Source organism: Bradyrhizobium sp. P3_C3, from assembly GCF_056402655.1.
The window spans coordinates 1-23,443 of sequence record NZ_JBFUGY010000038.1 but is presented as its reverse complement, the minus strand read 5'-3'; the positions used below and the strand labels follow the sequence as shown (position 1 = coordinate 23,443).

Annotated in this window: 21 protein-coding genes; 11 read left to right on the top strand and 10 right to left on the bottom strand. The window is 64.2% G+C overall.

Annotation, left to right across the window (positions count from 1 at the left end; translation table 11 throughout):
- Positions 1 to 162: 162 nt before the first annotated feature.
- Complete coding sequence (locus tag AC1DW2_RS33025) at positions 163 to 1,128, bottom strand: sensor histidine kinase (protein WP_441497878.1); 966 nt, start codon at positions 1,126 to 1,128, stop codon at positions 163 to 165.
- Positions 1,129 to 1,307: 179 nt separating this feature from the next.
- Here AC1DW2_RS33025 and AC1DW2_RS33020 point away from each other — a divergent pair, with 179 nt between their 5' ends.
- Positions 1,308 to 2,147: an SDR family NAD(P)-dependent oxidoreductase gene (locus AC1DW2_RS33020; RefSeq protein WP_354239771.1), complete on the top strand. Its 840-nt coding sequence runs from the start codon at positions 1,308 to 1,310 to the stop codon at positions 2,145 to 2,147.
- Positions 2,148 to 2,452: 305 nt separating this feature from the next.
- Here AC1DW2_RS33020 and AC1DW2_RS33015 read toward each other — a convergent pair whose 3' ends face one another.
- The 3 genes from AC1DW2_RS33015 to sthA all read right to left on the bottom strand — a co-directional run bounded on the left by AC1DW2_RS33015 (position 2,453) and on the right by sthA (position 6,823).
- The gene (locus AC1DW2_RS33015) at positions 2,453 to 3,826 is read right to left on the bottom strand and encodes a cytochrome P450 (protein ID WP_477008044.1); all 1,374 of its coding nucleotides are present in this window, start codon (positions 3,824 to 3,826) and stop codon (positions 2,453 to 2,455) included.
- A gap of 138 nt (positions 3,827 to 3,964) precedes the next feature.
- On the bottom strand, positions 3,965 to 5,200 hold the full coding sequence (locus AC1DW2_RS33010; RefSeq protein ID WP_441497880.1) for an LLM class flavin-dependent oxidoreductase: 1,236 nt from the start codon (positions 5,198 to 5,200) through the stop codon (positions 3,965 to 3,967).
- Positions 5,201 to 5,431: 231 nt separating this feature from the next.
- Complete coding sequence (sthA, locus tag AC1DW2_RS33005; protein ID WP_441497897.1) at positions 5,432 to 6,823, bottom strand: Si-specific NAD(P)(+) transhydrogenase; 1,392 nt, start codon at positions 6,821 to 6,823, stop codon at positions 5,432 to 5,434.
- Between the two features lie 148 nt (positions 6,824 to 6,971).
- Between sthA and AC1DW2_RS33000 the strand changes: the two genes are divergently transcribed.
- Together AC1DW2_RS33000 and AC1DW2_RS32995 are read left to right on the top strand one after the other, a co-directional pair.
- Complete coding sequence (locus AC1DW2_RS33000) at positions 6,972 to 8,384, top strand: MFS transporter (protein WP_477008043.1); 1,413 nt, start codon at positions 6,972 to 6,974, stop codon at positions 8,382 to 8,384.
- A 138-nt stretch (positions 8,385 to 8,522) separates the two neighbouring features.
- Complete coding sequence (locus tag AC1DW2_RS32995) at positions 8,523 to 9,695, top strand: extracellular catalytic domain type 1 short-chain-length polyhydroxyalkanoate depolymerase (RefSeq protein ID WP_441497882.1); 1,173 nt, start codon at positions 8,523 to 8,525, stop codon at positions 9,693 to 9,695.
- A gap of 48 nt (positions 9,696 to 9,743) precedes the next feature.
- Here the strand turns inward: AC1DW2_RS32995 and AC1DW2_RS32990 are convergent, their stop codons facing one another.
- Positions 9,744 to 10,046 (bottom strand): hypothetical protein, encoded by a 303-nt coding sequence (locus AC1DW2_RS32990; protein ID WP_223153830.1) that lies wholly within the window; start codon positions 10,044 to 10,046, stop codon positions 9,744 to 9,746.
- Between the two features lie 200 nt (positions 10,047 to 10,246).
- Here AC1DW2_RS32990 and AC1DW2_RS32985 point away from each other — a divergent pair, with 200 nt between their 5' ends.
- Positions 10,247 to 10,615 (top strand): winged helix-turn-helix transcriptional regulator, encoded by a 369-nt coding sequence (locus tag AC1DW2_RS32985; protein WP_441497883.1) that lies wholly within the window; start codon positions 10,247 to 10,249, stop codon positions 10,613 to 10,615.
- Between the two features lie 3 nt (positions 10,616 to 10,618).
- Here AC1DW2_RS32985 and AC1DW2_RS32980 read toward each other — a convergent pair whose 3' ends face one another.
- Positions 10,619 to 11,299: an MBL fold metallo-hydrolase gene (locus AC1DW2_RS32980; RefSeq protein ID WP_441497884.1), complete on the bottom strand. Its 681-nt coding sequence runs from the start codon at positions 11,297 to 11,299 to the stop codon at positions 10,619 to 10,621.
- Positions 11,300 to 11,472: 173 nt separating this feature from the next.
- Here AC1DW2_RS32980 and AC1DW2_RS32975 point away from each other — a divergent pair, with 173 nt between their 5' ends.
- Positions 11,473 to 13,077, top strand: coding sequence for an alpha-amylase family glycosyl hydrolase (locus AC1DW2_RS32975; RefSeq protein ID WP_477008042.1), 1,605 nt, complete (start codon positions 11,473 to 11,475; stop codon positions 13,075 to 13,077).
- Positions 13,078 to 13,114: 37 nt separating this feature from the next.
- On the opposite strand, the gene AC1DW2_RS32970 is transcribed toward AC1DW2_RS32975, so the two are convergent.
- Positions 13,115 to 14,812: an alpha-amylase family protein gene (locus AC1DW2_RS32970; RefSeq protein WP_477008041.1), complete on the bottom strand. Its 1,698-nt coding sequence runs from the start codon at positions 14,810 to 14,812 to the stop codon at positions 13,115 to 13,117.
- Positions 14,813 to 15,073: 261 nt separating this feature from the next.
- Between AC1DW2_RS32970 and AC1DW2_RS32965 the strand changes: the two genes are divergently transcribed.
- The gene (locus AC1DW2_RS32965; protein ID WP_477008040.1) at positions 15,074 to 15,565 is read left to right on the top strand and encodes an MmcB family DNA repair protein; all 492 of its coding nucleotides are present in this window, start codon (positions 15,074 to 15,076) and stop codon (positions 15,563 to 15,565) included.
- Between the two features lie 126 nt (positions 15,566 to 15,691).
- On the opposite strand, the gene AC1DW2_RS32960 is transcribed toward AC1DW2_RS32965, so the two are convergent.
- Together AC1DW2_RS32960 and AC1DW2_RS32955 are read right to left on the bottom strand one after the other, a co-directional pair.
- On the bottom strand, positions 15,692 to 16,246 hold the full coding sequence (locus AC1DW2_RS32960) for an ActR/PrrA/RegA family redox response regulator transcription factor (RefSeq protein ID WP_014491094.1): 555 nt from the start codon (positions 16,244 to 16,246) through the stop codon (positions 15,692 to 15,694).
- 102 nt (positions 16,247 to 16,348) lie between these two features.
- Positions 16,349 to 17,671, bottom strand: coding sequence for an ActS/PrrB/RegB family redox-sensitive histidine kinase (locus tag AC1DW2_RS32955; protein ID WP_477008056.1), 1,323 nt, complete (start codon positions 17,669 to 17,671; stop codon positions 16,349 to 16,351).
- Between the two features lie 106 nt (positions 17,672 to 17,777).
- Here AC1DW2_RS32955 and AC1DW2_RS32950 point away from each other — a divergent pair, with 106 nt between their 5' ends.
- From AC1DW2_RS32950 to AC1DW2_RS32935, 4 genes are all read left to right on the top strand, one after another.
- Positions 17,778 to 18,581, top strand: coding sequence for an ABC transporter ATP-binding protein (locus tag AC1DW2_RS32950; RefSeq protein ID WP_354177166.1), 804 nt, complete (start codon positions 17,778 to 17,780; stop codon positions 18,579 to 18,581).
- Entirely contained in the window at positions 18,578 to 19,396 is an 819-nt protein-coding gene (locus tag AC1DW2_RS32945; RefSeq protein WP_063980053.1) for an ABC transporter permease, read from the top strand. Before AC1DW2_RS32950 ends, AC1DW2_RS32945 begins: the two co-directional genes overlap by 4 nt.
- A 121-nt stretch (positions 19,397 to 19,517) precedes the next feature.
- Complete coding sequence (locus tag AC1DW2_RS32940; protein WP_063980052.1) at positions 19,518 to 20,846, top strand: polyhydroxyalkanoate depolymerase; 1,329 nt, start codon at positions 19,518 to 19,520, stop codon at positions 20,844 to 20,846.
- A gap of 217 nt (positions 20,847 to 21,063) precedes the next feature.
- Entirely contained in the window at positions 21,064 to 21,903 is an 840-nt protein-coding gene (locus AC1DW2_RS32935) for a M48 family metallopeptidase (RefSeq protein ID WP_441497889.1), read from the top strand.
- A gap of 390 nt (positions 21,904 to 22,293) precedes the next feature.
- Here AC1DW2_RS32935 and AC1DW2_RS32930 read toward each other — a convergent pair whose 3' ends face one another.
- Positions 22,294 to 22,959: a hypothetical protein gene (locus tag AC1DW2_RS32930; RefSeq protein WP_441497890.1), complete on the bottom strand. Its 666-nt coding sequence runs from the start codon at positions 22,957 to 22,959 to the stop codon at positions 22,294 to 22,296.
- Positions 22,960 to 23,284: 325 nt separating this feature from the next.
- Here AC1DW2_RS32930 and AC1DW2_RS32925 point away from each other — a divergent pair.
- The coding region (locus tag AC1DW2_RS32925; RefSeq protein WP_477008055.1) for a helix-turn-helix domain-containing protein at positions 23,285 to 23,443 on the top strand (159 nt) is incomplete at its 3' end.

The window sequence follows — 23,443 nt, the reverse complement described above, 5'->3', positions numbered from 1 at the left end:
GCGATCTTGCGCAGTTCCCTCTTAGGTTTGGTTAAGGGGTACGGAGAAATACGGGGGTGTTTTGCGGCGATGCGACGCGCCCGACCCATCGTCATTAACGGAGCGTCAACGCGCGCAACGAAACTGCGAGCGGGGCGCGCATCTCTTGCGCTCGTGCCGCGTCTAACCGTTCTGCGGGATGCGGCATTGCATGATGCAATGCAGGCCGGTCTTGAGATACGAGACCTCAGACTTGCCGTCGAAAGCCGACAGCGCTGACTTCAGTAGCTTGGTGCCGAAGCCGGGCTCGGAGACCTTGTCGATGCTCGGGCCCTCGGTTTCGTCCCAGGTGACGGTCAGACGGTCGCCGCTGACGGTCCACGACACCTGCAATAATCCGCGCGGCGCGGAGAACGCACCATATTTGCCCGCGTTGGTGGCGAGCTCGTGAAACATCAGGGACAGCGTGACCGCGAGCTTCGGCGGCAGGAACAGCCGGTCGCCGTTGAGCGTGAAGCGGACATGGCCGTAAGGTCCGAGCTCCGCGATCAGGAGATCGCGGATATCGCAGCCGCCCTTGTCGATCCGCGAGATCAGATCGTCGGTTGCGGCCAGCGACCGTAGCCGCGGATCGATCCGGGCCCAGACCTGCGGCTGGTCGTGCAGCACCTGGTGCAGCACGGCGTGCGCGGTCGACAGCTTGTTCTTCAGCCGGTGCTGGAGCTCGTCGACCAGCAGCTTGCGGTATTCTTCTTCCTCGATCAGGCGTTTGGAAATCCGGCGCTGTGCCGCCAGCATCCCGCGATAATGCTCGACGCCCCAGATGGTGAGGGCGGAGACGCCCCAATAAAGGGTCAGCAAGGTGAACCTGGAGCGATCGGCAAGAGCGTCGCTGAAATTGACGACGACGCCGAGCACGCCGCCGACCAGCGCGGTGATGATGCCGATCCGCAAGCCGCCGAATGCGGCGGCAAAGAACACGGCCGGAAAGTACGGGGTGAAGTAGACGTCGGGCCGCACATGCGCGAGACCCCAGCGCGCCACCGTCGCAACCAGCAGGCAGGCGACCGCGAAGCCGAGGCTCAGAGCGAGCGATGGCGCTGCCACGCCCTGCCAGCCCTTGCGGAATTCGTCGATCAGCTTCTCCATGCCCGGCCCGGTTGCGCTATGCGCGCGTAAATCGAGAAAGGAGCGGGAATGTTACGCATGTCGCATGCACAAGCAAAGCTTGCCTTGTCGCAGACCGGCAGGAATAGTGACTGTCGCGGCGCCGAGATCGATCGGCGTCCGCCATTTGACATCAAATCATTCGAAAACAGGAACATTCCATGGGTAGGTTGGATGGCAAGGTTGCGGTGATTACAGGCGCGACGAGCGGGATCGGCCTGCGTACCGCGGAAGTCTTCGTTGCCGAAGGTGCCAAAATTGTGATCGCGGGGCGGCGCATACCGGAAGGCGAGGCGCTGGCGAAGCAGCTCGGGGTCAATTGCATCTTTCGCCAGACCGACGTGACGGTCGAAGCGCAGATGCAGGCGCTGATCGCGCTCGCGGTGGAGAGGTTCGGCCGGATCGACTGCCTGTTCAACAATGCCGGCGGCCCGGCGCAGACCGGGGGCATCGAAGGCCTCGATGTCGAGCGGTTCGACGCGGCGATGGCGACCTTGGTGCGCAGCGTCATGCTCGGCATGAAGCATGCCGCGCCCGTCATGAAGAAGCAGGGGTCTGGCAGCATCATCAACAATGGCAGCATCGCAGGCCGTCTCGCCGGCTTTTCCTCCTCGGTCGTCTATGGCGCGGCCAAGGCGGCGGTGATCCATCTCACCAAATGCGTGGCGATGGAGCTCGGCGAGTCCAACGTGCGGGTCAACTCGATCTCGCCCGGCGCGATCGCGACCGGCATTTTCGGCAAGGCGCTGGGGCTCGCGACCGATGCGGCGGAGGCGACGCCTGCCGTGATGCGCGAAGTCTTCAAGACCGCACAGCCGATCCCGCGCGCGGGCCTCCCCGATGACATCGCGCAGGCCGCGGTGTTTCTGGCGAGCGACGAATCCAGCTTCGTCAACGGACACGATCTCGTCGTCGACGGCGCCGTCACCGGCGGCCGCAACTGGAGCCAGCAGCAGCAGGGTTACGTCGCCATGCGCAAGGCGTTCGATCAGGGGGCGTAGCGGATAGGCGGCGGTGCCGTAGGGTGGGCAAAGGCGCGCCCTTCGCGCGCCGTGCCCACCAATTCTTTCCATCGCGGCAGATCGTGGCGGCAAATCGTGGGCACGGCGCTGCGCGCCTTTGCCCACCGTACGAGACCTGCGCTCGCGGCAGGTCTCGTGCCCCGGACGCAGCGCAGCGCTTCTTCAGCGGTGCGCTGCAGAGCCGGGGCCCATCTCTCGGAGCGGACGGTGTCGCAAGATACTGGGTCCCGGCTCTGCGCAGCAGCGCTACGCGCTGCAGCGCGTCCGGGACAAGAGAGCGGCGCCTACGCCGCCTTCACCCGCACCCTCAAGCCATCCCGCGGCTTCGGGATCGGCCACATCTGCCAGTCCGGCTTGTAGCCCGGCTCCAGCGATACTTCGAGGTTCTGCAAAAAGTGCCGGGCAAAGCACTTCGCCTGCATGTAGGCGAAGTGCAGGCCGAGGCACATATGCGCGCCGCCGCCGAACGGCACCCAGGCGAAGCGATGCCGGTTGCGCTGGGCTTCCTCGGTGAAGCGCAAGGGATCGAAGCGATCCGGCTCCGGCCAGATGTCCTTCATGTGGTGGGTGTAGAGCGGATTGACGCCGACGGCGGTGCCGGCCGGAATCGTAAAGCCCTTGAAGGTGAAATCGCGCATCGCGCGGCGCGGCATCGACGGCACCGGCGGCTTGATCCGCAGGGCCTCCTTGAACGCCATCTCCGACAGCGGCATTTTTTCGAGGTCGTCGAAGCTGCTCGGCGAACCCGGTGCGAGCCCCAGCGCAAGAACCTCTGCGCGCAATCTATCCTGCCAGTCCGGATTGGCGGCGAGCTCGCCGATGAAGGAGGTCAGCGACGAGGTCAGCGTGTCGTGCGCCGCCATCATCAGGAAGCTCATATGGTCGATGATGTCCTGCTCGGAGAGCAGGGCGCCATCCTCGTGGGTGGCGCGGCAGAGCTGCGAGAACAGATCGTCGCCGCCGTGATTGCCGCGTCGCAGCGGGATCTGCTCGCGGAAATAGGCGACGATGCGTTTGCGTCCCTTCACGCCGGCGGCCATCTGCGTGCCCGGCAGCGGCCGGCGGATCGGGGCGACGGCGGCCGCGACCATGTCGACGAACGCGCGGTTGATCTCGTCGACCTCCGGCCCGATGTCGGCGCCGAGGAACGACGCCGCCGCGAGGTCGAGCGTGAGCTGCTTCATCGCCGGATAGAGCTTCATCTCGCCAGGCTTCGCCTTCCACTGCGCGACGCGCGCGGCGATGCCGTGGTCGAGATCGCTCAGGTACGACTTCATCGGCCCCGACTTGAACGCGACCGACAGCGCTTTGCGATGCAGCCGGTGCTCGTCGAAATCGAGCAGCATCAGGCCGCGCGGAAACAACAGGCCCAGCACCTTGTTCCAGCCATGGGTCGACGAGAACAGCTTTTGCTGGTCGAACAGCACGAGCTCGTTGGCCTCGGGCCCGAGCAGCACGACATTGGTTTCGCCGAAAATATGGGTGCGGTAGACCGGGCCGTATTTGGCGCCGTTCGCCTCGATATGCCCCTTGGGATCGGCGAGCACCTGAAAGGTCTTGCCGATGATCGGCCAGCCCTCGTCGCCGGGAATGTGCGTCAGCTCGTTGCGCCTGGGTGCGGTGAACGGAAGCGCAGGGGCGACATTCTGCATCGACATGACGATTGCTCCGGTTGACCGACCGAACAGGCGCGCGAACACAGATGACTACGACCCGCGCCAGCTGACGGGGGTCAGCATAGCACAGGCCGGTATGTCTTTCTTGTGAACGTCGTTACAAGCGTAGTTCCGACGGGCCTACCGCTTCGCCGCTTCCTTCTGCAAATCCGGGGCGTTGACGGCGGGAATGGCGACGCGGCCGGCGCCGGTCACCTTCAAGGCCTCTGCAGCCTTTTCGTTCTCCATGATCTTCGCCATCACGGCCTGCCCGGCGCGTTCGAAGATCGCGCGGTTCTCGATCACGAACTTTTGCGACTTGCGCAGTCCGTCGATATAGCCGTTGATCTCCGGCACGACGTAGCGCGCCACCAGGTCCCAGCTTCGGCGGGTATTTTCGGGATTGGCCCAATCGTGCACGAAGCCGATCACGGCGCCGACGCCGCCCGACACCTGCATCACGTTCTTGATCATCTTGACGAGGTCGTCCGGCGTGCCGATGACGGAGGCCGCACCGTCGACGAAAGCGGTCTTGTCCACGGCCTCGTCGGGCGAGGCGAACGCGGTCAGGCCCGGCCGCTGCAGCGTGCCGACATTATATTCGTTGTGCCAGCGCATCAGGCCGGCGCCGGCCTCACGGCGGGCCTGTTCGCGCGTTTCGGCAACATGCCAGGTCAGCAGCACGCGCCAGTTCGCGCGATCGACCTTGGTGCCATGCTTCTTGGCGGCGTCCTCGGCGAACTGCCATTGCTGTTGCAGCGACATCAGCCCCTGCGTCGTCATCGAGCCGAGCGAGATGATGCCGATGCCGTATTTGCCGGCGAGCGTCATGCCCGAGGGCGAGATCTGCGAGGCCACCACGAACGGCATCTCCTCCTGCAAGGGCAGGAGCTGGAGCGCGGCGTCGTTCATGGTGAACCAGTCGCTCTTCGCGGTGACGCGCTCGCCGTTGAACAGGCGGCGGATCACGCCGATGGCCTCGTCCTGGCGGTCGCGCTGCGTCATCGGGTCGATGCCGAGCGTGTGCGCGTCCGACGCCAGCGCGCCGGGGCCGGAGCCGAAGATGGCGCGGCCGCCGGTCATGTGGTCGAGCTGCACCATGCGCTGGGCGACGTTGAAGGGATGATGATAGGGCAGCGACACCACGCCAGTGCCGAGCTTGATCCGCTTGGTGCGCTCGCCGGCCGCGGCCAGAAACATCTCGGGCGAGGCGATCATCTCCCAGCCGGAGGAATGGTGCTCGCCGCACCAGAACTCGTCATAACCGAGCGCGTCGAGCTGCTCGACCAGGTCGAGATCGCGCCGGAACTGGAGCATCGGATGCTCCCCGATCGGGTGATGCGGGGCAAGGAAGGCTCCGAACTTCAGGCGCGCCATGGCGTTCTCTCCGGCTGAATTTTCTGTTTGTTGAGGTGGCGAGGCTACGTGGTGGGGGCACTTAACGCAATCGCGCGGTGTCCCGCGCGGCGGAATGCAGGCATGCGTTGAGACGCTGCAACGACCTGCTTGGCCTGCATGGTTCGAGACGCCCGCTTCGCGGGCTCCTCACCATGAGGGTCTAAATGGCCGCAATGGGACTGTTCGCCAAATTCGCCGCGAAGAACGCCGCTACCGCGTCATCCTGTTCCACGCATCCAGCCCGGCGATCTTGTACGCCTCCGCCAGCGTCGGATAGTTGAACGTGTTCTGGATGAAATAGTCGATGGTGCCTTTGAGGTTGAGCACGGCCTGGCCGATATGGATCAGCTCGGTGGCGCCTTCGCCGAGGATGTGCACGCCAAGCAGCCGGCGCGTCTTGGTCGAGAAGATCATCTTCATCATGCCGCTGTTCAGCCCCATGATGTGGCCGCGGGAGGTCTCGCGGAAGCGTGCGATGCCGACCTCGTAGGGAATGCCGCGCGTGCGCACCTCTTCTTCGGTGAGCCCTGTGGTCGATATCTCCGGCACCGAATAGATGCCGTAAGGGAAGAACTCCGGCGGCGCGAGCGGCTCCATGCCGAGCGCGTGGCAGGCGGCGACGCGTCCCTGCTCCATCGAGGTGGAAGCAAGGCTCGGAAAGCCGATCACGTCGCCGGCGGCGTAGATGTGCGGCACGCTGGTCTGCAAGGTCACGGGATCGACCGAGATGCGGCCGCGATGGTCGACGACGATGCCGGCGGCCTCCAAGTTGAGCCGATCGGTGGCGCCGACGCGCCCCGCCGCGAACAGCAGCATTTCAGTGGTGACGTGCCGCCCGTCCGACAAATGCGTGACGATGCCACCCTGCGCAGTCTTCTCGATCGAATTGACCTTGGCGCCGAGCCGCAGCGCGACGTTGCGGTCGCGCAGCTCGTGCACGAATTCGTCGATCAATTCCTTGTCGATGAAATCGAGGAAGGTCGGCCGCGGCTCGATCAGTGTGACGGGCACGTCGAGCGCGCTGAAGATGGTGGCGTATTCGACGCCGATCACGCCGGCGCCGATCACAGCCAGGCTGCGCGGCAGCTTTGCCAGCTCGATGATCTCGTCGCTGTCGAGCACGGTGGTGCCGTCGAACGGCACGTAGTCGGGGCGGAACGGGCGCGTGCCGCAGGCGATCAGGATGAAGGCGGCCGACACCACCTTTACCTCGCCATTTGAGCTCGTGATCTCGACCTCGTGCGGTGAGACCAGCCGCGCCTCGCCATTGGCGGTGCGCACCAGGTTGCGGCTGAACTGATGCTCGAGTACCTCGACCTCATGGTCGAGCGTCTTCTGAAGACGGATCATCAGGTCGCTTGCCGCGATGTCCTGCTTCACCTTGTAGGAGCGGCCGTAAAAGCCGCGCTCGCGCCAGCCGGAGAGATTGAGCACGGTCTCGCGCAGGGTCTTTGAAGGAATCGTCCCGGTATGGACCGAGACGCCGCCGACCCGCCGGCCCTTCTCCACCACCAGCACGGCCTTGCCGAGCTTGGCACATTGCACCGCAGCCCGGCGCCCCGACGGGCCCGAGCCGATCACCACCATGTCGTAGTCGTACATCCGGAAAACTTCCGAGCCCGCAAAACCAGCGGGAATTGCCATGCAGCAATCGGGCCAAAGCGGCAAGTCCTACCTCGGAGGTAATCGCGCCGATGACGCCGATCTGCGAGTTTTGCGCGCAAATAAATCGCCGAAGGCTCGCGCGAAAATGCATCAAACCGTCACAAAACAAGTCGATTCGTCGCGCCGCTGGGGCGTGTTGGCGATCGTCGTCGCCGCGCAGTTCATGTTCGGCGTCGATGCCTTCATCGTGAACGTCGCCATTCCCACTATCGCGGCGGACCTGCACGCGACGCCGGCGCAGATCGAATCCGTCATCGCGATCTATCTGATCGCCTACGCCACGCTGGTCGTCACCGGCGGCCGCCTCGGCGACATCCACGGCACGAAGAATGTCTTCCTGGCCGGCGTGCTCGGCTTCACGGTGACCTCGCTGTGGTGCGGGCTGGTGCAATCGGGCGCGGAGCTGATCATCGCGCGGCTGGCGCAGGGCGCGACTGCAGCGCTGATGGTGCCGCAGGTGCTGGCGACGCTGCATCTGCTGTTCACCGACGAACAGCGCAGCCGCGCTTTCGCCATCTACGGCATCGTGCTCGGGCTTGCGGGCGCCGCGGGCTTCCTGCTCGGTGGTCTCCTGGTCACGATCGACCTCGCCGGTACCGGCTGGCGCTCGGTGTTCTTCGTCAACGTGCCCTGCGGCCTCGTCATTGCGGCTGCCGCCTGGCGCATCATGCCGTCAGTGCCGCGCCGGGCCGGCACGCGGCTCGACATCAAAGGGAGCATGGTGCTGTTCGCGGGGCTGTTGTGCCTGATCGGACCGCTGCTGTTCGGTCACGATGTCGGCTGGGCGCCGTGGCTCTGGGCCGTGATGGCAAGCGGCGGCGCGATCCTTTTCGCCTTCTTGAAACTCGAGCATGCGGTGGCGCGCGCCGGCGGCATGCCGCTGATCGATCTGACGCTGCTGTCCGATGCAGCCTTCCTGCGCGGGCTCGGCGCGGCGTTCTTTTTCTTCGTCGCCAACCTCTCGTTCTATCTGGTCATGACGCTGTTCATGCAGCGCGGCCTGAAGATCCCGCCGCTCGCAGCCGGCATGGCCTTCATTCCGCTCGCGCTGGCTTTCGTGGTCGCGTCGCGCCACAGCGGCGCGCGGGCGCGCCATCGCGGGACCAAGGTGTTGATCGAAGGCTGCATGCTGCAGATCGCGGGCCTCGCTGCACTCGCGCTGGTCACGGGGTATATCGATGCGCCCGCGCCGATCCTGCTCGCGCTCGTCATGATCATCTTCGGCTGCGGCCAGGGGATGGTGATGGCGCCGCTATCCGGTGCGGTGCTCTCGACGGTGAAGCCTGTCGCGGCAGGCTCGGCGTCCGGCATGTACGGCACGACGGCGCAGATCGGAAATGCGGCCGGAGTGGCCGCAATCGGCGCGGCGTTCTTCGCGGTTGAAGCGTTGCAATCGGCGCGCGCAGGCTTCTTCGTTTCGCTCGCCGCGTTTGCGGCGTTAATCACGATCTGCGCCGCATTTCTGGCGTGGATGCGCCGCGTCTCTGCACGAAGTTGAGGCATTGCGGTTAATTCATGCGTATTCCTGCGGATTTTGCGTGATTTCGGGTGATAGACAGCACACGGGCTTTTTATTTTGCACCGCAGCAACTATTTGGTTTGGGTGAACGTTGAACGTCGCCTGCCAGGAGTTGCCGTGTCGCTTGCCAAAAATCTCGCTCTCTTGAGACATCTGCCAAAGGTGGATGGTCTGCGCCTTGCCGAATTCGGCCGGAGCGCGGACGTGTCCAGCCCGTTGGAAGAAGTCACGGGCTTCGGCGACAATCCCGGAAACTTGCGCATGTTCGCGTTCGTGCCGGCGCAGCTCCAGAAGCCGCGCGCGCTCGTCGTCGTGCTGCATGGCTGCGGCCAGACCGCCGCTGCTTACGATCTCGGCGCGGGATGGTCGACGCTCGCGAAGCATTACGGCTTCGCGCTGGTGATGCCCGAGCAGCAACGCGTCAACAATGGCAACACCTGCTTCAACTGGTTCAATCCGGAAGACACTGCGCGGGACGGCGGCGAGGCGCGGTCGATCCGCGAAATGATCGCGCATATGGCGGAAGCACACCGCATCGATCCCAAGCGCGTCTTCATCACCGGTCTCTCCGCCGGCGGCGGCATGACGTCGGTGATGCTCGCGACCTATCCCGAAGTCTTCGCGGCCGGTGCGGTGATCGCCGGGTTGCCCTATGGCATCGCCTCGAATCTGCGCGAGGCGCTGGACGGCATGTTTCATTCGCCGCAGCGGCCGGAGCGCGAACTCGGCGACTTCGTGCGGCGTGCCTCGAACCATCGCGGGCCGTGGCCGAAGATGTCGGTGTGGCACGGCAGCGCCGACCGCACCGTCAATCCCGGCAACGCCAGCGAGATCGTCAAGCAGTGGCTCGATTTGCACGATCTGCCGGCCGTGCCGATGGCGGAGACGATCGTCGATGGCTATCCGCGCCAGGCCTGGTGGAACAAGGACGGCGAAACGCTGGTCGAGTCCTACGCCATCACCGACATGGCCCACGGCACGCCGCTCGGCCTCGCCGACAATGATCAGCGCTACGGCATCGAAGGCGCATTCCTGATCGAGGCCGGTATTTCCTCGTCGTACCACATCGCAAAGTTCTTCGGCCTCACCGGCTGGATTCCGGACGCGGCCGGGAAGAAGGCCGGGCCTGGGACGTCGAAGCCGGCGCTTTCACCCGCGCCGCATCTCGCCCGCTCGATCCGCGCCGCCGTCGCCGAAGAGCCGGCCGAGCCGAAGCGCGAGGCGGCGCGCGGCTTCGATCTCGGCCAGATCATCACGCGCGCACTCACCGCTGCGGGATTGATGAAGTAGCCCACTGTCGCCCCGGGGCGCGACGTAGTCGCGAGCCCGGAATGACGGCTACGCCGTCTGATCGATCCATTCGATCGGCGCCACCGTCACCTCGCCGCCGGCGACCTTCCGCGTCATCTCCTGATAGGCCTTGAAGAAGTCGCGCGATTGCAGCGCTTTTTGCGCGGCCTCGTCGGTGACGCTGGCGAGGTGGAAATAGCTGGCGTCGTCGCGGTTCTTCAGGACCCGATAGCCGATCCGCCCCTTCAACTCCGGATCGCCCTCGATCGCCTTGATGAAGCGGCCGATCTCCTGGTGCCAGGCTTCCGTCGTGCCGTTCCTGAATTCGTACCTGATCATGAAGTGCTTCATGTGACGCTCCCTGTTCGTCTGGTGCGCCATCATCTGCGCCGTGCAGGCGATCCTGCAAGTATGGACAAAATTGATAGTATGGACTTTTTCGACGTCGCTCCTATCCTTATCGCATAGCGTTTTCGAGCGAAGTGGATACCGGTTCGCGTAAAGAAAACGCGTCAAAACAAGAATCGCTGGCTGCGTATGGAGGAGGCGACATGGCAAGGGCAACCCCGGCGCGCACCTGTCCGGTTACGGCCTTTCAGAAGATGATCAGCGGCAAGTACAAGCTCCGCATCGTCTGGGACCTCAGGGTCGGCCCGCGCCGCTATGGCGAGATCAGGAGCGGCCTGTTGCGCGGCGCGGCCGGCAGCGCCGAGATCACCCCGCGCGTGCTCAGCCGCGAATTGAAGGCGCTGACCCAAAGCGGCCTGATCGACCGCAAGGATTTTGGCGAGGTGCCGCCGAAGGTCGAGTATCGCCTGACCCGCAAGGGCAAGAGTTTTGTGCCGGTCGTTGCGGCCATCCGCGAATGGGGCGAACGCAACCTCAGTGACACCGCGGCGTTGGCGGAAGCCGCCGAGTAACGCTCACATCTCGCCGGTGATGAACGGATTGGTCATCCGTTCCTGGCCGATGCTCGAGCCGGCGCCGTGGCCGCAGATGAAGCCGACGTCGTCGCCGAGCGGCAGGAGCTTGGTCTTGATCGAGTTGATCAGCGTGGCGTGACTGCCGCCGGGCAGGTCGGTGCGCCCGACCGAGCCGGCGAACAGCACGTCGCCGACATGGGCAAAACGCAAGTCCTTGTTGAAGAACACCACGCTGCCGGGCGAGTGGCCCGGGCAGTGCAGAATGTCGAACTGCAGGCCGCCGATCGACACGCTGTCGCCCTCGTCGAGCCAGCGGTCCGGCTCGAAATTGCGCACCTCCGTCATGCCGAAGCGCGCGCCGCTCTCGACCACGTTGTCGAGCAGGAATTTATCCGCGATATGCGGCCCCTCGATCGGCACCTTCAGCGCATCGCGCAATTCGGCCGCGCCGCCGACATGGTCGATATGGCCGTGGGTCAGCCAGATCTTCTCCACGGTGACGCCGGTCTGCTTGATCGCGTCCAGAATCTTCGGCACGTCCCCGCCGGGGTCGATCACCACGGCCTTCTTGCCGGGCTCGTCCCAGATGATGGTGCAGTTCTGCTCGAACAGCGTCACGGGGACGATGATCGCGCCGGCCTTGGCTTGTTGGGATTCTTGGGTGTCGTTTTGCTCGGTCATGGGCCTCACAATGCCGATTTTTGCCATGCCGCCAAGCAAAAGATTCGTGCCTCGCCCGGGAACAGCCGCACCCGCCGTCACACGGCCGTCCCAATTCGCCTGCTGGTTTGAACCGCGGCGTTCGTTCCGCGTTCACTCGCGCGAGACGCAGATTTTTGGGTGGGTTTTCCGGCATGGCTCAGGGCGGCGACAATTGGTGGCGCGACGGCATCTTCTATCAGATCTACCCGCGCTCCTTTCAGGACTCAGACGGTGACGGCGTCGGCGATCTCGCCGGCATCTTGCGGCGGCTGCCTTACGTGAAATCACTCGGCGTCGATGCGATCTGGCTGTCGCCGATCTTTCCGTCGCCGATGGCCGATTTCGGCTACGACATCTCCGACTATACCGGCATCGATCCGCTGTTCGGCACGATGGCGGATTTCGATGCGCTGCTCGCGGCTGCGCATGACAGCGGGCTGAAGCTGATCCTCGACCTCGTGCCGAACCACACATCAAGCCAGCACCCCTGGTTCGTCGAGAGCCGGTCCTCGCGCGACAATCCCAAACGCGACTGGTACGTCTGGCGCGATCCGGCCGCCGATGGCGGTGTCCCGAACAACTGGCTGTCCGAATTCGGCGGCAGCGCGTGGGCTTTCGACGAGACGACAGGTCAATATTACTACCACGCCTTCCTTGCCGAGCAGCCGGACCTCAACTGGCGCAATCCGGATGTCCGCGCGGCGATCTACGACGCGATGCGGTTCTGGCTGGAGAAGGGCGTCGACGGCTTCCGCGTCGACGTGATCTGGCACCTGATCAAGGATGCCGAATTCCGCGACAACCCGCCGAACCCGCATTACGTCGAGGGCCGGCCGCCGAACGAGAGGATCCTGACGCAATACTCCACCGACCAGCCGGAGGTGCATGACGTCATCGCCGAGATGCGGCGCGTCACGGACGCGTATCGCGATCGCGTGCTGATCGGCGAGATCTATCTGCCGCTGCACCGGCTGATGGCCTATTACGGCAACGATCTCACCGGCGCGCAGATGCCGTTCAACTTCGCGCTGCTCTCGACGTTCTGGAGCGCGCGCTCGATCGAGACAATCGTCGAGGATTACGAGAAGGCGCTGCCGAAGGGCGCCTGGCCGAACTGGGTGCTCGGCAATCACGACCGTCCGCGCGTCGCAAGCCGCGTCGGGCCGGAGCAGGCCCGCGTCGCTGCCATGCTGCTGCTGACGCTGCGCGGTACGCCGACGCTCTATTACGGCGACGAGATCGGCATGCACCAGCTGGCGATCTCCCCTGAGGACGTGCGCGATCCCTTCGAGAAGAATGTGCCCGGCATCGGGGTGGGTCGCGACGGCTGCCGCACGCCGATGCAGTGGGACTCTTCGCAGACCGGCGGCTTCTCCGGCGTAAGGCCCTGGCTGCCGCTGCCGGAGGACCATATCCGCGAGAACGTCACCGATCTCGAAGCCGATTCGCGTTCGATCCTCAGTCTGTACAAGCGGCTGATTGCCTTGCGGAAGGCATCTCCGGCGCTGGTCGAGGGCGACTACCATCCGATCGCCGCGCAAGGCGATCTGCTGGTCTATCGCCGCGAGGCCGAGGGCATCGCGATCATCGTCGTGCTCAATCTCGGGCCCGACCCGATCGCCGTGACCACCAGCGCGATCCGTTTCAACAGCGAGATATTGCTGTCGACGTTTCTGGATCGCGAGGGCGAGAGGCTGGAAGGCGTGCTGGATCTGCGCGGCAACGAGGGCGTGGTGGTGATGCCGCCACACATGTAGCCGTTCGCGGGGACGACGGCCGTGTGCGGAGATGCACCTACCCCGGATGCTTGTTACCCGCGGCATTCCCGTCGATGTCGCTCCGCTTCAGCAAATAATCCAGCCCTCCGACGCGGTACCAGCGATAGCCATAGGGCTCCAGCACGACGCGATGCTGGCCGCGCTTGTCGGCGTGGCTGTGATCTTCCGCGAGCAGGTTGATCAGGTGCGCGCCGGCCTCGCCGGACAGCCCCGCCGAGAATGCGATCTCGCGCGGCTTCTCATCCAGATTGTGAACGAACAGCACGGAATTGTTGCGCCAGTCGTAACGCATGATGAACACGGAGGGATCGCGCGTCGGAATGATCACGAAGTCGCCCCAGCCGATCTCGGGCACCTCCTTGCGCATGCGGACGATGCGCTCGGTCCAGTTCAGCATGGAATTGGGATCGCGCCGCTGTTTTGCGACATTGACGTGCTCGTAGCCGTAGGGGCCCGTGTCGATGACCGGGCATGCCGGCTTATCGTTCTTGGTGAAGCCGCCATGCGGCTCGGTCGACCATTGCATCGGCGTGCGCGCGCAATTGCGCTCGGGGAGCGAGAGATCGTCGCCCATCGCGATCTCGTCGCCGTAGCGGATGACGGGCGTTCCCGGCAACGTGCACATCAGGCTGTAGGCGAGCTCGAGCCGCCTTCGGTCGCCGCCGACCATCGGCGCGAAGCGGCGGCGAATGCCGCGGTCGTAGAGCTGCATGTCCTTGTCGGGGCCGAAGCGCTTGAACACGATGTCACGCTGCGCCTTGGTCAGGCGTCCCAAATCGAGCTCGTCGTGATTGCGCAGGAACAGACCCCATTGCGCGCTGGCCGGCCGCGGCCTGGTCGCCTTCAACGCCTTCGCCAGCGGACGCGAATCGCCGGATGCCAGCGCATAGAACAGATACTGGTTGACGTGGAAGTTGAACATCATGTGCATGCGGTCGCCGTCGCGGCCGAAATATTCCATGTCCGTCTCAGGCAGCACGTTGGCTTCGGCGAGGATGATGGCGTCGCCCTGCCGCCATTGCAGGAATTCGCGGAACGCGCGCAGCATGTCGTACTGCTCGACCGGCTTCTTCACCTTCGCGCCCTTGGTGGCGATCACGAACGGCACGGCGTCCATGCGGAAGCCGGAGACGCCGAGCTGGATCCAGAAGCCCATGATCTTCAGGATTTCGGCCTGCACATGCGGATTTGAGGTGTTGAGATCGGGCTGGAAATCGTAGAAGCGGTGGAAGAACCAGGCGCCGGCTTCCTTGTCGCGCGTCCACGTCGACTTCTGCACGCCGGGAAACACCATGCCCTTGTTGGCGCCGGCCGGCTTCTTGTCCGACCACACATACCAGTCGCGATAGAGCGAATTCCTGTCGCGCCGCGCCTCCTTGAACCAGTGATGCTGGTCGGAGGTGTGGTTGACGACGAGGTCGATGATGATGCGGATGCCGCGCTGCTTGCAGCCGTGGGTGAACTCGACGAAATCGCCGAGCGTGCCGTAGCGGGAATCGACGCTGTAATAGTCGGCGATGTCGTAGCCGTCGTCGCGGCCCGGCGAGGTCTGGAACGGCATCAACCAGATCGTGGTGATGCCGAGGCCGTGCAAATAGTCGAGCCGCCGCAGCAGGCCCTTGAAGTCGCCGACGCCGTCGCTGTTGGCATCCATATAGGTGCCGACGGAGAGGCAGTAGATCACGCCGTTCTTGTACCAGAGATCGTCGATCATGCGCGAGCAGCCTCGATGCTCCGCCGAGGTGTGGCGGCTGCGTGATAAGTGCGTGGGGGAGGCGAGGTTCCCGCACTCCGCTGTCGTCCCGGGGCGCGACGTAGTCGCGAGCCCGGGACCCATAACCACAGGGAGTAGTTTGGCCAAAACTCGGAGTTACCTGCTCACCCGACAACTTCTCCCTGTGGCTATGGATTCCGGGCTCGCGACTGCGTCGCGCCCCGGAATGACGGGCCCACCGGAATCGGCTAAGCTCCCCCCATGGACAGCCCCGCCCGCAACATCGCCCTGGTTCCGCCGCCTGACCGCCGCCAGTCCGAGACGGCGCTGGCGATCGCGCGCGGCACGGCGCGGCTGCTGCGCTCGCTCGGCTTTACCTGCATCAGCGAACTGCCGCTGCCGTCGGGCCGGCGCGCCGATCTGGTGGCGCTCAACGAGCGCGGCGAGATCTGGATCGTGGAGATCAAATCGTCGGTCGAGGATTTGCGTGCCGACCAGAAATGGCACGAATACCGCGCCCATTGCGACCGGCTGTTCTTCGCCTTCACGCAGGATCTGCCGTGCGAGATTTTTCCGCAAGACACCGGCCTGATCATCGCGGACGCCTATGGCGCGCACATGCAGTGCGAGGCGCCCGAGCACAAGATCGCCGCTGCCACGCGCAAGCAGATGACGGTGCGTTTCGCGATGGCGGCAGCGCTGCGGATCAACCGTCTGGTCGACCCGCAGGGCCACGCGGATTTTTGGGAGTAGCGGCGCGGCGAACGCGGACGCCGTAGGGTGGGCAAAGCGAAAGCGTGCCCACCATCCAAGCCGATCAGGATTGAAGTAGAAGCGGTGGGCACGGCGCTACGCGCCTTTGCCCACCCTACGAGACCGTTACCTCGGCGCGCGCTTCGCCAAGATCCGCTGCAACGTACGACGGTGCATATTCAGCCGCCGCGCCGTCTCCGAGACGTTGCGGTTGCACATCTCGTAGATGCGCTGGATGTGCTCCCAGCGGACGCGGTCGGCGGACATCGGGTTGGTCGGCAACTCGGACTTCTCCGAGCTGGTCGAGAGCAGGGCGGCGACGACGTCGTCGGCATCCGCGGGCTTCGACAGATAATCGATCGCACCCATCTTCACGGCGGTCACGGCGGTGGCGATGTTGCCATAGCCGGTCAGCACGATCGCGCGGGCTTCGGGGCGCTTCTTCTTCAGCGCGGAGACGACGTCGAGACCATTGCCGTCGCCGAGCCGCAGATCCACCACGGCGAATGCGGGCGCGGCCTTGCCGATCTGCGCGAGGCCATCCGAGACGGTGTCACACGACGTCACCGCAAAGCCACGGGTCTCCATCGCGCGCGACAACCGCTCCAGGAACGGCTTGTCGTCCTCCACGATGAGAAGCGAGCGGTCGGTCTGTTCGTTCAGTTCGGCGATGGCGTTCAAGGTGTTGTCCTCTCTCTGCACATCTACATATGGCGTCGCAATCAGGCGGTGCCAAGGCCGCAAATAGTCGATCGGCCCTGCTGTGCGACGCAAGGTCGCGGCCTATCCTATTGTTTCTTCGAGCGTCTCGATAGTCTCAAAACGCTCTCTCGGCCAATTGATGTGAACCACAGCACCGTGTTCCGGAAAGGTCCGGTTGGTAAACGAGACCTTGGCCCCGGTGCGTTCCAGCAAGGTGCGCGCGATGAACACGCCAAGTCCGAGCCCGCGCCGCTCGCCGCCGCCGTCATCCAGATTGCGCCGCCGCGACAAATAGGGCTCGCCGATCCGGTTAAGGATATCAGGCGGAATGCCCGGGCCGTCGTCGGAGATCACGAGCTCGATCGTGTCCTTGTTCCACCATGCATTCACCTCGACGGTGGTGCGGGCGAAATCGACCGCGTTCTCGACGATGTTGCCGACCCCGTAGAGGATCGCGGGGTTGCGCGAGCCGATCGGCTCGGCGAAGGCCGCCACTGCGATCCGCACCTTGATGTCGACGCCGAAATCGCGGTGCGGGGCCACCACCTCCTCGATCAGCTCCGACATTTTCATGCGGTCGAACGGTGCGCCTTCGGAGGAAAGCTGGGTGATCTTGCTCAAGATGTCGCGGCAGCGCTGGGTCTGCTCGCGCAGGGTTTTCAGGTCGGCGGCGAAGCTTGGGTCCTTCACCGTCTTCTCCAGCTCGCGCGAGATCAGGAAGATGGTCGCGAGCGGCGTGCCGAGCTCGTGCGCGGCTGCGGCAGCCAGGCCGTCGAGCTGGGTCAGATGCTGCTCGCGTGTCAGCACCAGCTCGGTCGCAGCCAGCGCGTCGGCGAGCTTGCGCGCCTCCTCCGTCACCTGGAACGAGTAGAGACTGGTGACGCCGATCGCGAGCACGATCGAGAGCCAGATGCCGATGAGATAAATCGGCGGCAGCACCAGGGGATCGTCCGAATCCCAGGGCAGCGGCAGATGGAAGAAGAACAGGACCGAAGCACAGGCCACCGCGAGCAGGCCGAGGCCGAAGGTGWGGCGGGCCGGCAGCGCCGTGGCCGAGATCAGCACGGGCGCGAGGAACAGGAACGAGAACGGGTTCTGCAGTCCGCCGGTGAAGAACAAGAGCCCCGCCAGCTCCACGATGTTCAGCGCCAGCAGTCCGGCCGCCTGCATCGGCTCCAGCCGTTGCAGCGGATTGGACACGGTCTGGAGCGCCAGGTTGAGCGCCGCCGACAGCGCGATGATGCTGACGCAGGGGACGATCTCGACGTTGAACTCCAGCCCCTGTGCCACGATGAAGATCGCCGCGAGCTGGCCGAGCACCGCCAGCCAGCGCAGCCGCAGGATCGTGTCCAGGCGGATATGCCGCTGTGCGTGGCGGAAATCGGTATCGGCAGTCTCGGTCATCTCGGCCAATGTGGCGGTGCCTTCTCGGTCACAAACGCGGGGCTCGCGGAACCACCCGGATTACAAGCCTTGCGCTATCCGCTGCAATAGCAGAAGAACGGCTAGCATGACCGGGAACGACAAAGCTTCAAGTCCGCCGACTGTCGCGGAGCGCGGCTCCTCTGCGGCCATCGCGGTCGATCACCTCGTCAAGGTCTACAAGCAGACCCGCGCCGTCGACGATATCTCCTTTTCGCTGCCGCGTGGCAGCATCACCGGGCTCCTGGGCGGCAACGGTGCCGGCAAGACCACGACCATCGCGATGATCATGGGCCTGGTGCTGCCGACCTCCGGCCGCGTGCAGGTGCTCGGGCATCGGATGCCGGAGCAGAGCGCGGCGGTGCTGGGGCGGATGAATTTCGAGAGCCCCTATGTCGACATGCCGATGCGCCTCACGGTGCGGCAGAACCTCACCGTGTTCGGCAAGCTCTATGCGGTGAAGAACGTCTCCGATCGCATCGCCAGGCTGGCCGACGAGCTTGATCTCACCGAATTCATCGACCGCGCCAACGGCAAGCTCTCCGCCGGGCAGAAGACCCGCGTCGCGCTGGCGAAGGCGCTGATCAACCAGCCCGCGCTGCTGTTGCTGGACGAGCCCACCGCCTCGCTCGACCCGGATACGGCCGACTGGGTGCGGGCGCATATGGAGCGCTATCGCAAGGAGAACAACGCGACCATCCTTCTGGCTTCGCACAACATGCTCGAGGTCGAGCGTCTGTGCGACCGCGTCATCATCATGAAGCGCGGCCGCATCGAGGACGACGACACGCCGGAGGCCATCATGGCGCGCTACAACCGCACCACGCTGGAGGAGGTGTTCCTGGACGTCGCGCGCGGGCGGGTGAACGGTGCGAAGGAGGCGGCGCGATGACCGAGCTCTCCCTTCACCGCGGCATTTCCATCCATCGCATCGGCGCGATGATCCTGCGCTACTGGTACCTGTTGATGTCGTCCTGGCCGCGGCTGCTCGAGCTGCTTTATTGGCCCGCGCTCCAGGTCATCACCTGGGGCTTTCTCCAGCTCTACATCGCCGAGAACGCCAATTTCTTCGCACGCGCCGGCGGCACGCTGATCGGCGCCGTCATCCTCTGGGACATCCTGTTCCGCGGCCAGCTCGGCTTTTCGATCTCGTTCCTGGAGGAGATGTGGGCGCGCAACATCGGCAACCTCATGATGAGCCCGTTGAAGCCGATCGAGTTTCTGCTGTCGCTGATGATCATGAGCATGATCCGGCTCGCGATCGGCGTCATCCCGATGACGCTGCTCGCGCTGTTCCTGTTTCACTTCAACGTCTACGCCCTCGGTCTGCCGCTGATTGCATTCTTCTGCAATCTGATCTTCACCAGCTGGGCGGTCGGCATCTTCGTCTCGGGGCTGGTCTTACGAAACGGCCTTGGCGCCGAGAGCATCGTCTGGACCCTGATGTTCGCGATCATGCCGCTCGCCTGCGTCTACTATCCCGTCAGCGTGCTGCCGGCATGGCTGCAATACGTCGCCTGGTCGCTGCCGCCGACCTATGTGTTCGAGGGAATGCGGGCGCTCCTGATCGAACAGACCCTCCGGATCGATCTGATGTTGCGTGCGTTGGCCATCAATGCGGTGCTGCTGGTTGCATCTTTTGGGGCATTCCTTGCCCTTTTGCGGAGCGCCAAGAAGCACGGCTCGCTGCTCTCGAGCGGTGAATAATCTCACTTTCCCGTGGATTCAGGCTGATTTAGCCGTTCCGGCTCCGTAGATGTACGGAACCATGCATTGACGCAATATTACGCATTCGGCAGTATGTTGCGATGCGAAGAGGATTTTAACAATGCCTATTGGTGAGTTCGGCGGCGCGCCGCCCCTGGCGGCCGAAGGCAGTCCGGTCCTGACGACGCCGATGTACTGGATGTACGAGATGGGGCAGGCCTCTCTCAATCCGGCGCGCGCGGTCACCGATGCGACCAAGCTCTTGTTTCAGAATCCCCTCAATCCGTGGGCGCGCACCGAGGTCGGCAAGTCCGTCGCCGCGGCCTGTGAATTGTTCGAACGCACCACGCGCCGTTACGGCAAGCCGGAATGGGGCCTCAACGACACCGAGGTCAACGGCATCCGCGTTCCCGTCGAGGTCCGCTCGGTCTGGGAAAAGCCGTTCTGCAAGCTGCTCTACTTCGATCGCAAGTTCGCCCGTCCCTTGCGCAGCCCGCAGCCGCGCGTGCTGATCGTGGCGCCGATGTCCGGCCACTACGCGACGCTGCTGCGCGGCACGGTCGAGGCGTTCCTGCCGGCGCATGAGGTCTACATCACCGATTGGGCCGACGCCCGCATGGTGCCCCTGAGCGATGGCCGCTTCGATCTCGACGACTACATCGACTACGTCATCGAGATGCTGCACGTCCTTGGCGGCAACACCCATGTCATGGCGGTGTGCCAGCCCTCCGTTCCCGTCGTTGCCGCCGTCTCGATCATGGAAGCGCGGCGCGACCCCTTCGTGCCGACCTCGATGACGCTGATGGGCGGCCCGATCGACACCCGCCGCAATCCGACCGGGGTGAACAAGCTCGCCCAGGAGCGCGGCATCGACTGGTTCCGCAACACCGTCATCACCAAGGTGCCGTTCCCGCATCCGGGCATGATGCGCGACGTCTATCCGGGCTTCCTGCAGCTCAACGGGTTCATCAGCATGAACCTCGACCGGCACATGGACGCCCACAAGCGCCTGTTTGCCAATCTGGTGAAGGGCGACGGCGACCTCGTCGACAAGCATCGCGACTTCTACGACGAATATCTCGCGGTGATGGATCTCTCCGCCGAGTATTATCTGCAGACGGTCGACACCGTGTTCGTGAAGCACTCGCTGCCGAAGGGCGAGATGACCCATCGCGGAACACGCGTCGACCCCTCGAAGGTCACGCGCGTGGCGCTGATGACGGTCGAAGGCGAGAACGACGACATCTCCGGGCTCGGTCAGACCGAAGCAACACACACATTGTGCAGCTCGATCCCCGATCACCGCCGCGTTCATTACGTCCAGAAGGGCGTCGGGCATTACGGCGTGTTCAACGGCTCGCGCTTCAAGTCGGAAATCGTGCCGCGCATCCATGACTTCATGGTCTCGGCTGCGAATCCGAGCTCGTTGCAGGCCCTCGCGGCCGAATAAGCGCGTTTTTCGGCTTTCCCGCTGAAAATCGGCGCCCTGTCGGAGGTTCCGGCAGGGGTTGGTTCCCTCCAGATTCGCGGTATTTAGGTAGCTTCATAGGAGTGATTCCCACCTCAGCCCTTGGGGGTGCCGCATGCGTTCAGCGGGGGCGAAAAAACCGGGTTCCAACCCCAGTCTGTAGGGTCTCCCGGACGCTAGACCGCTGTATATTGGGCAAATGATTTGTTTTTGCGCCGAGCGCTTTCCCTGGCGGCGGTTATGGCAGAATCCGGGCGCCCTCCTGCCCCCCGGACTGACAGACATGGCCACTCGCGCACTCCTCTATCGACGGCCCCACGAGCCGAAGACCCTGGTCATCACCCATGGATCGCAGTTTTTTGCGATTCGATTGCGCCGGCACCGCCGCGCGCGCCGCTACACGCTCAGAATTCATCCAAGCGATCGCGAAGCCATCCTCACCATCCCGCCGCGCGGCACGCTGGCCGAAGCCAAGGACTTCGCACAACGTCACGGCGCGTGGATCGCTGCACGTCTTGGTCGTTTGCCGAAGGCTGCGCCGTTCCAACCCGGCACAGTGATACCGCTACGCGGCACGGCCCATCGTATCGTTCATCGTGCCGGCACGCGCGGCACGGTATGGACAGAAGTGCGCGACAGCGGTGAACGCATTCTCTGCGTCGCCGGCGGGATCGAGCATGTCGACCGCCGCGTCAGCGACTTCCTCAAGCGCGAGGCGCGCCACGATCTCCAGCGCTCGGCGGAGGCCTATGCCGTCGAGCTCGGCGTCAGGGTCAAGCGCCTCTCGATCCGCGATCAGTCCAGCCGTTGGGGCTCCTGCACCTCGGCTGGCTCGCTGTCGTTCTCCTGGCGCCTGATCCTCGCGCCGCCCTACGTGCTCGACTACCTCGCCGCGCACGAGGTCGCCCATCTCGTTGAGATGAACCACTCGGCGCGGTTCTGGCGCGTCTGCGGAAAGGCCTGCCCGTCGATGGAGCGCGCCAAGAAGTGGCTCGATACGCACGGCAACGACCTGCACCGCTATGGGGTCGAGGATTGATCCTCGTCGCAGACTAGGCCTCGCTGCTAGCCCAACACTCACTGTCGTCGCCCGGCTTGACCGGGCGACCCAGTATCCCAGAGGCCGTAGTGATTGAATCGAGAGGCCGCGGCGTACTGGATTCCCCGCTTTCGCGGGGAATGACAGCGGAGGACGGGGCGACATCAGTGCGTCTCGTGCCACGCTTCCCGATTTTCCCGAACGACCGACCATCGGACTATCCAGGCGAGCAGCTCTTGTCGCGCGACATCGCGGGCGTTGAACGCCGACGATGGCTGCTCGTTGTTCGGCGTTAGCCGGGATGATTTTGCTTGACGGGATGATTTTGCTTGATGTGCTTTGACAAAATTCGTCGCCTGGATGCCGCGCGTCCTCAAACCATCTCTCAGGTCAGGCGCTGATATCTGCGCCTGTCCCCGGCTGCGCGCGCGAGGCGAGATAGGACGATTGCAGTTGCACGGCGGCCTTCTGGCCCTCGGCCAGCATCGCCTGGAAGGCCGCGTCGAGTTGATCGCGACTATAGGTCGCAGAATTGCTCTGACGCGGTGTCCATTGCGATTGCGTGATCGCGGTGGACGCTTTTTCGACGGTGCCGCCAAGCAGCTTGGCGTAATTGTCGGCCCGCCATTGCGCCAGATCAGGTCCACTCAGACCGGGAGGATCCTCGAGCTTGCCGATCTTTGCGGCCGCCGCGTTGGTCATCGTCGAGGACCCGCCATTGTACAGTGTGGCCACCACCTTGCCGTCAACCTTCACCTGGGCATAGGTATTTTCAGGCGCATCGTCCGAGACGGCCGGTTGGGTCGCGTTCGCGCCGTGGGTCATCAGCCAATTCGTTGCCATCAGGTCGCGCAGGACCGGGTTATCCGCCACCGAGATCGGCTTGGCGCCTTGCAGCGGCTTGAGTTGCGACACGCTGATTCCGGGGCTGCTGGTCGCAGCGTCAGTTGCAGTCGACGCCTCCGGCTGGAGATCTGATGTCGTTGTCGCATTGGAACCGGACGTTGATGCAGGACGCAGATAGGGCAACGCCGCGCTGGATAGACCTGCAATCATGGAACGCTCCTTCCCACTAAATCCGAGTCTTTGGGACTCAACCTAAGAGAGCAATTCCTGGGCCGATGTCGGAGCCTTGAAGAGACTGGTGTTTTGGCGTTCAGGGATATCTCGGCATCGGTAGATCTTGCCGTCTTGGGCAGGACTTGTTGGGCAGGACTTGCCGAAGCCGTGGCGCGATGTCAGCCCGAGCAAACGCTGCTGGCCGCATCCATCACTGTCATCGCCCGCGAAGTGTTTAGCCCGGACAGATCACTGACGGGTGTTCGGAGACATAGCTGACACATCAACATTGGCTGGATTGGTCCGATTCGGGAGGCCGTCCATGCCTTGGAGCGAGGTGTCAGTGATGGATCAGCGTCACGAGTTTGTGCGGCTGGCTTTGCAGGAGGGCGCCAACCGGCGCGAACTGTGCCGTCGGTTCAACATCAGTCCTGACGTCGGCTACAAGTGGCTGGCGCGCTGGCAGGCCGGCGATCGGGAG

Bases quoted from the DNA above. Each gene is read 5' to 3' on its own strand.
- AC1DW2_RS33025 (WP_441497878.1), bottom strand. From the start codon at position 1,128: ATGGAGAAGCTGATCGACGAATTCCGCAAGGGCTGGCAGGGCGTGGCA.
- AC1DW2_RS33020 (WP_354239771.1), top strand. From the start codon at position 1,308: ATGGGTAGGTTGGATGGCAAGGTTGCGGTGATTACAGGCGCGACGAGC.
- AC1DW2_RS33015 (WP_477008044.1), bottom strand. From the start codon at position 3,826: ATGTCGATGCAGAATGTCGCCCCTGCGCTTCCGTTCACCGCACCCAGG.
- AC1DW2_RS33010 (WP_441497880.1), bottom strand. From the start codon at position 5,200: ATGGCGCGCCTGAAGTTCGGAGCCTTCCTTGCCCCGCATCACCCGATC.
- sthA (WP_441497897.1), bottom strand. From the start codon at position 6,823: ATGTACGACTACGACATGGTGGTGATCGGCTCGGGCCCGTCGGGGCGC.
- AC1DW2_RS33000 (WP_477008043.1), top strand. From the start codon at position 6,972: ATGCATCAAACCGTCACAAAACAAGTCGATTCGTCGCGCCGCTGGGGC.
- AC1DW2_RS32990 (WP_223153830.1), bottom strand. From the start codon at position 10,046: ATGAAGCACTTCATGATCAGGTACGAATTCAGGAACGGCACGACGGAA.
- AC1DW2_RS32985 (WP_441497883.1), top strand. From the start codon at position 10,247: ATGGCAAGGGCAACCCCGGCGCGCACCTGTCCGGTTACGGCCTTTCAG.
- AC1DW2_RS32980 (WP_441497884.1), bottom strand. From the start codon at position 11,299: ATGACCGAGCAAAACGACACCCAAGAATCCCAACAAGCCAAGGCCGGC.
- AC1DW2_RS32975 (WP_477008042.1), top strand. From the start codon at position 11,473: ATGGCTCAGGGCGGCGACAATTGGTGGCGCGACGGCATCTTCTATCAG.
- AC1DW2_RS32970 (WP_477008041.1), bottom strand. From the start codon at position 14,812: ATGATCGACGATCTCTGGTACAAGAACGGCGTGATCTACTGCCTCTCC.
- AC1DW2_RS32965 (WP_477008040.1), top strand. From the start codon at position 15,074: ATGGACAGCCCCGCCCGCAACATCGCCCTGGTTCCGCCGCCTGACCGC.
- AC1DW2_RS32950 (WP_354177166.1), top strand. From the start codon at position 17,778: ATGACCGGGAACGACAAAGCTTCAAGTCCGCCGACTGTCGCGGAGCGC.
- AC1DW2_RS32945 (WP_063980053.1), top strand. From the start codon at position 18,578: ATGACCGAGCTCTCCCTTCACCGCGGCATTTCCATCCATCGCATCGGC.
- AC1DW2_RS32940 (WP_063980052.1), top strand. From the start codon at position 19,518: ATGCCTATTGGTGAGTTCGGCGGCGCGCCGCCCCTGGCGGCCGAAGGC.
- AC1DW2_RS32935 (WP_441497889.1), top strand. From the start codon at position 21,064: ATGATTTGTTTTTGCGCCGAGCGCTTTCCCTGGCGGCGGTTATGGCAG.
- AC1DW2_RS32930 (WP_441497890.1), bottom strand. From the start codon at position 22,959: ATGATTGCAGGTCTATCCAGCGCGGCGTTGCCCTATCTGCGTCCTGCA.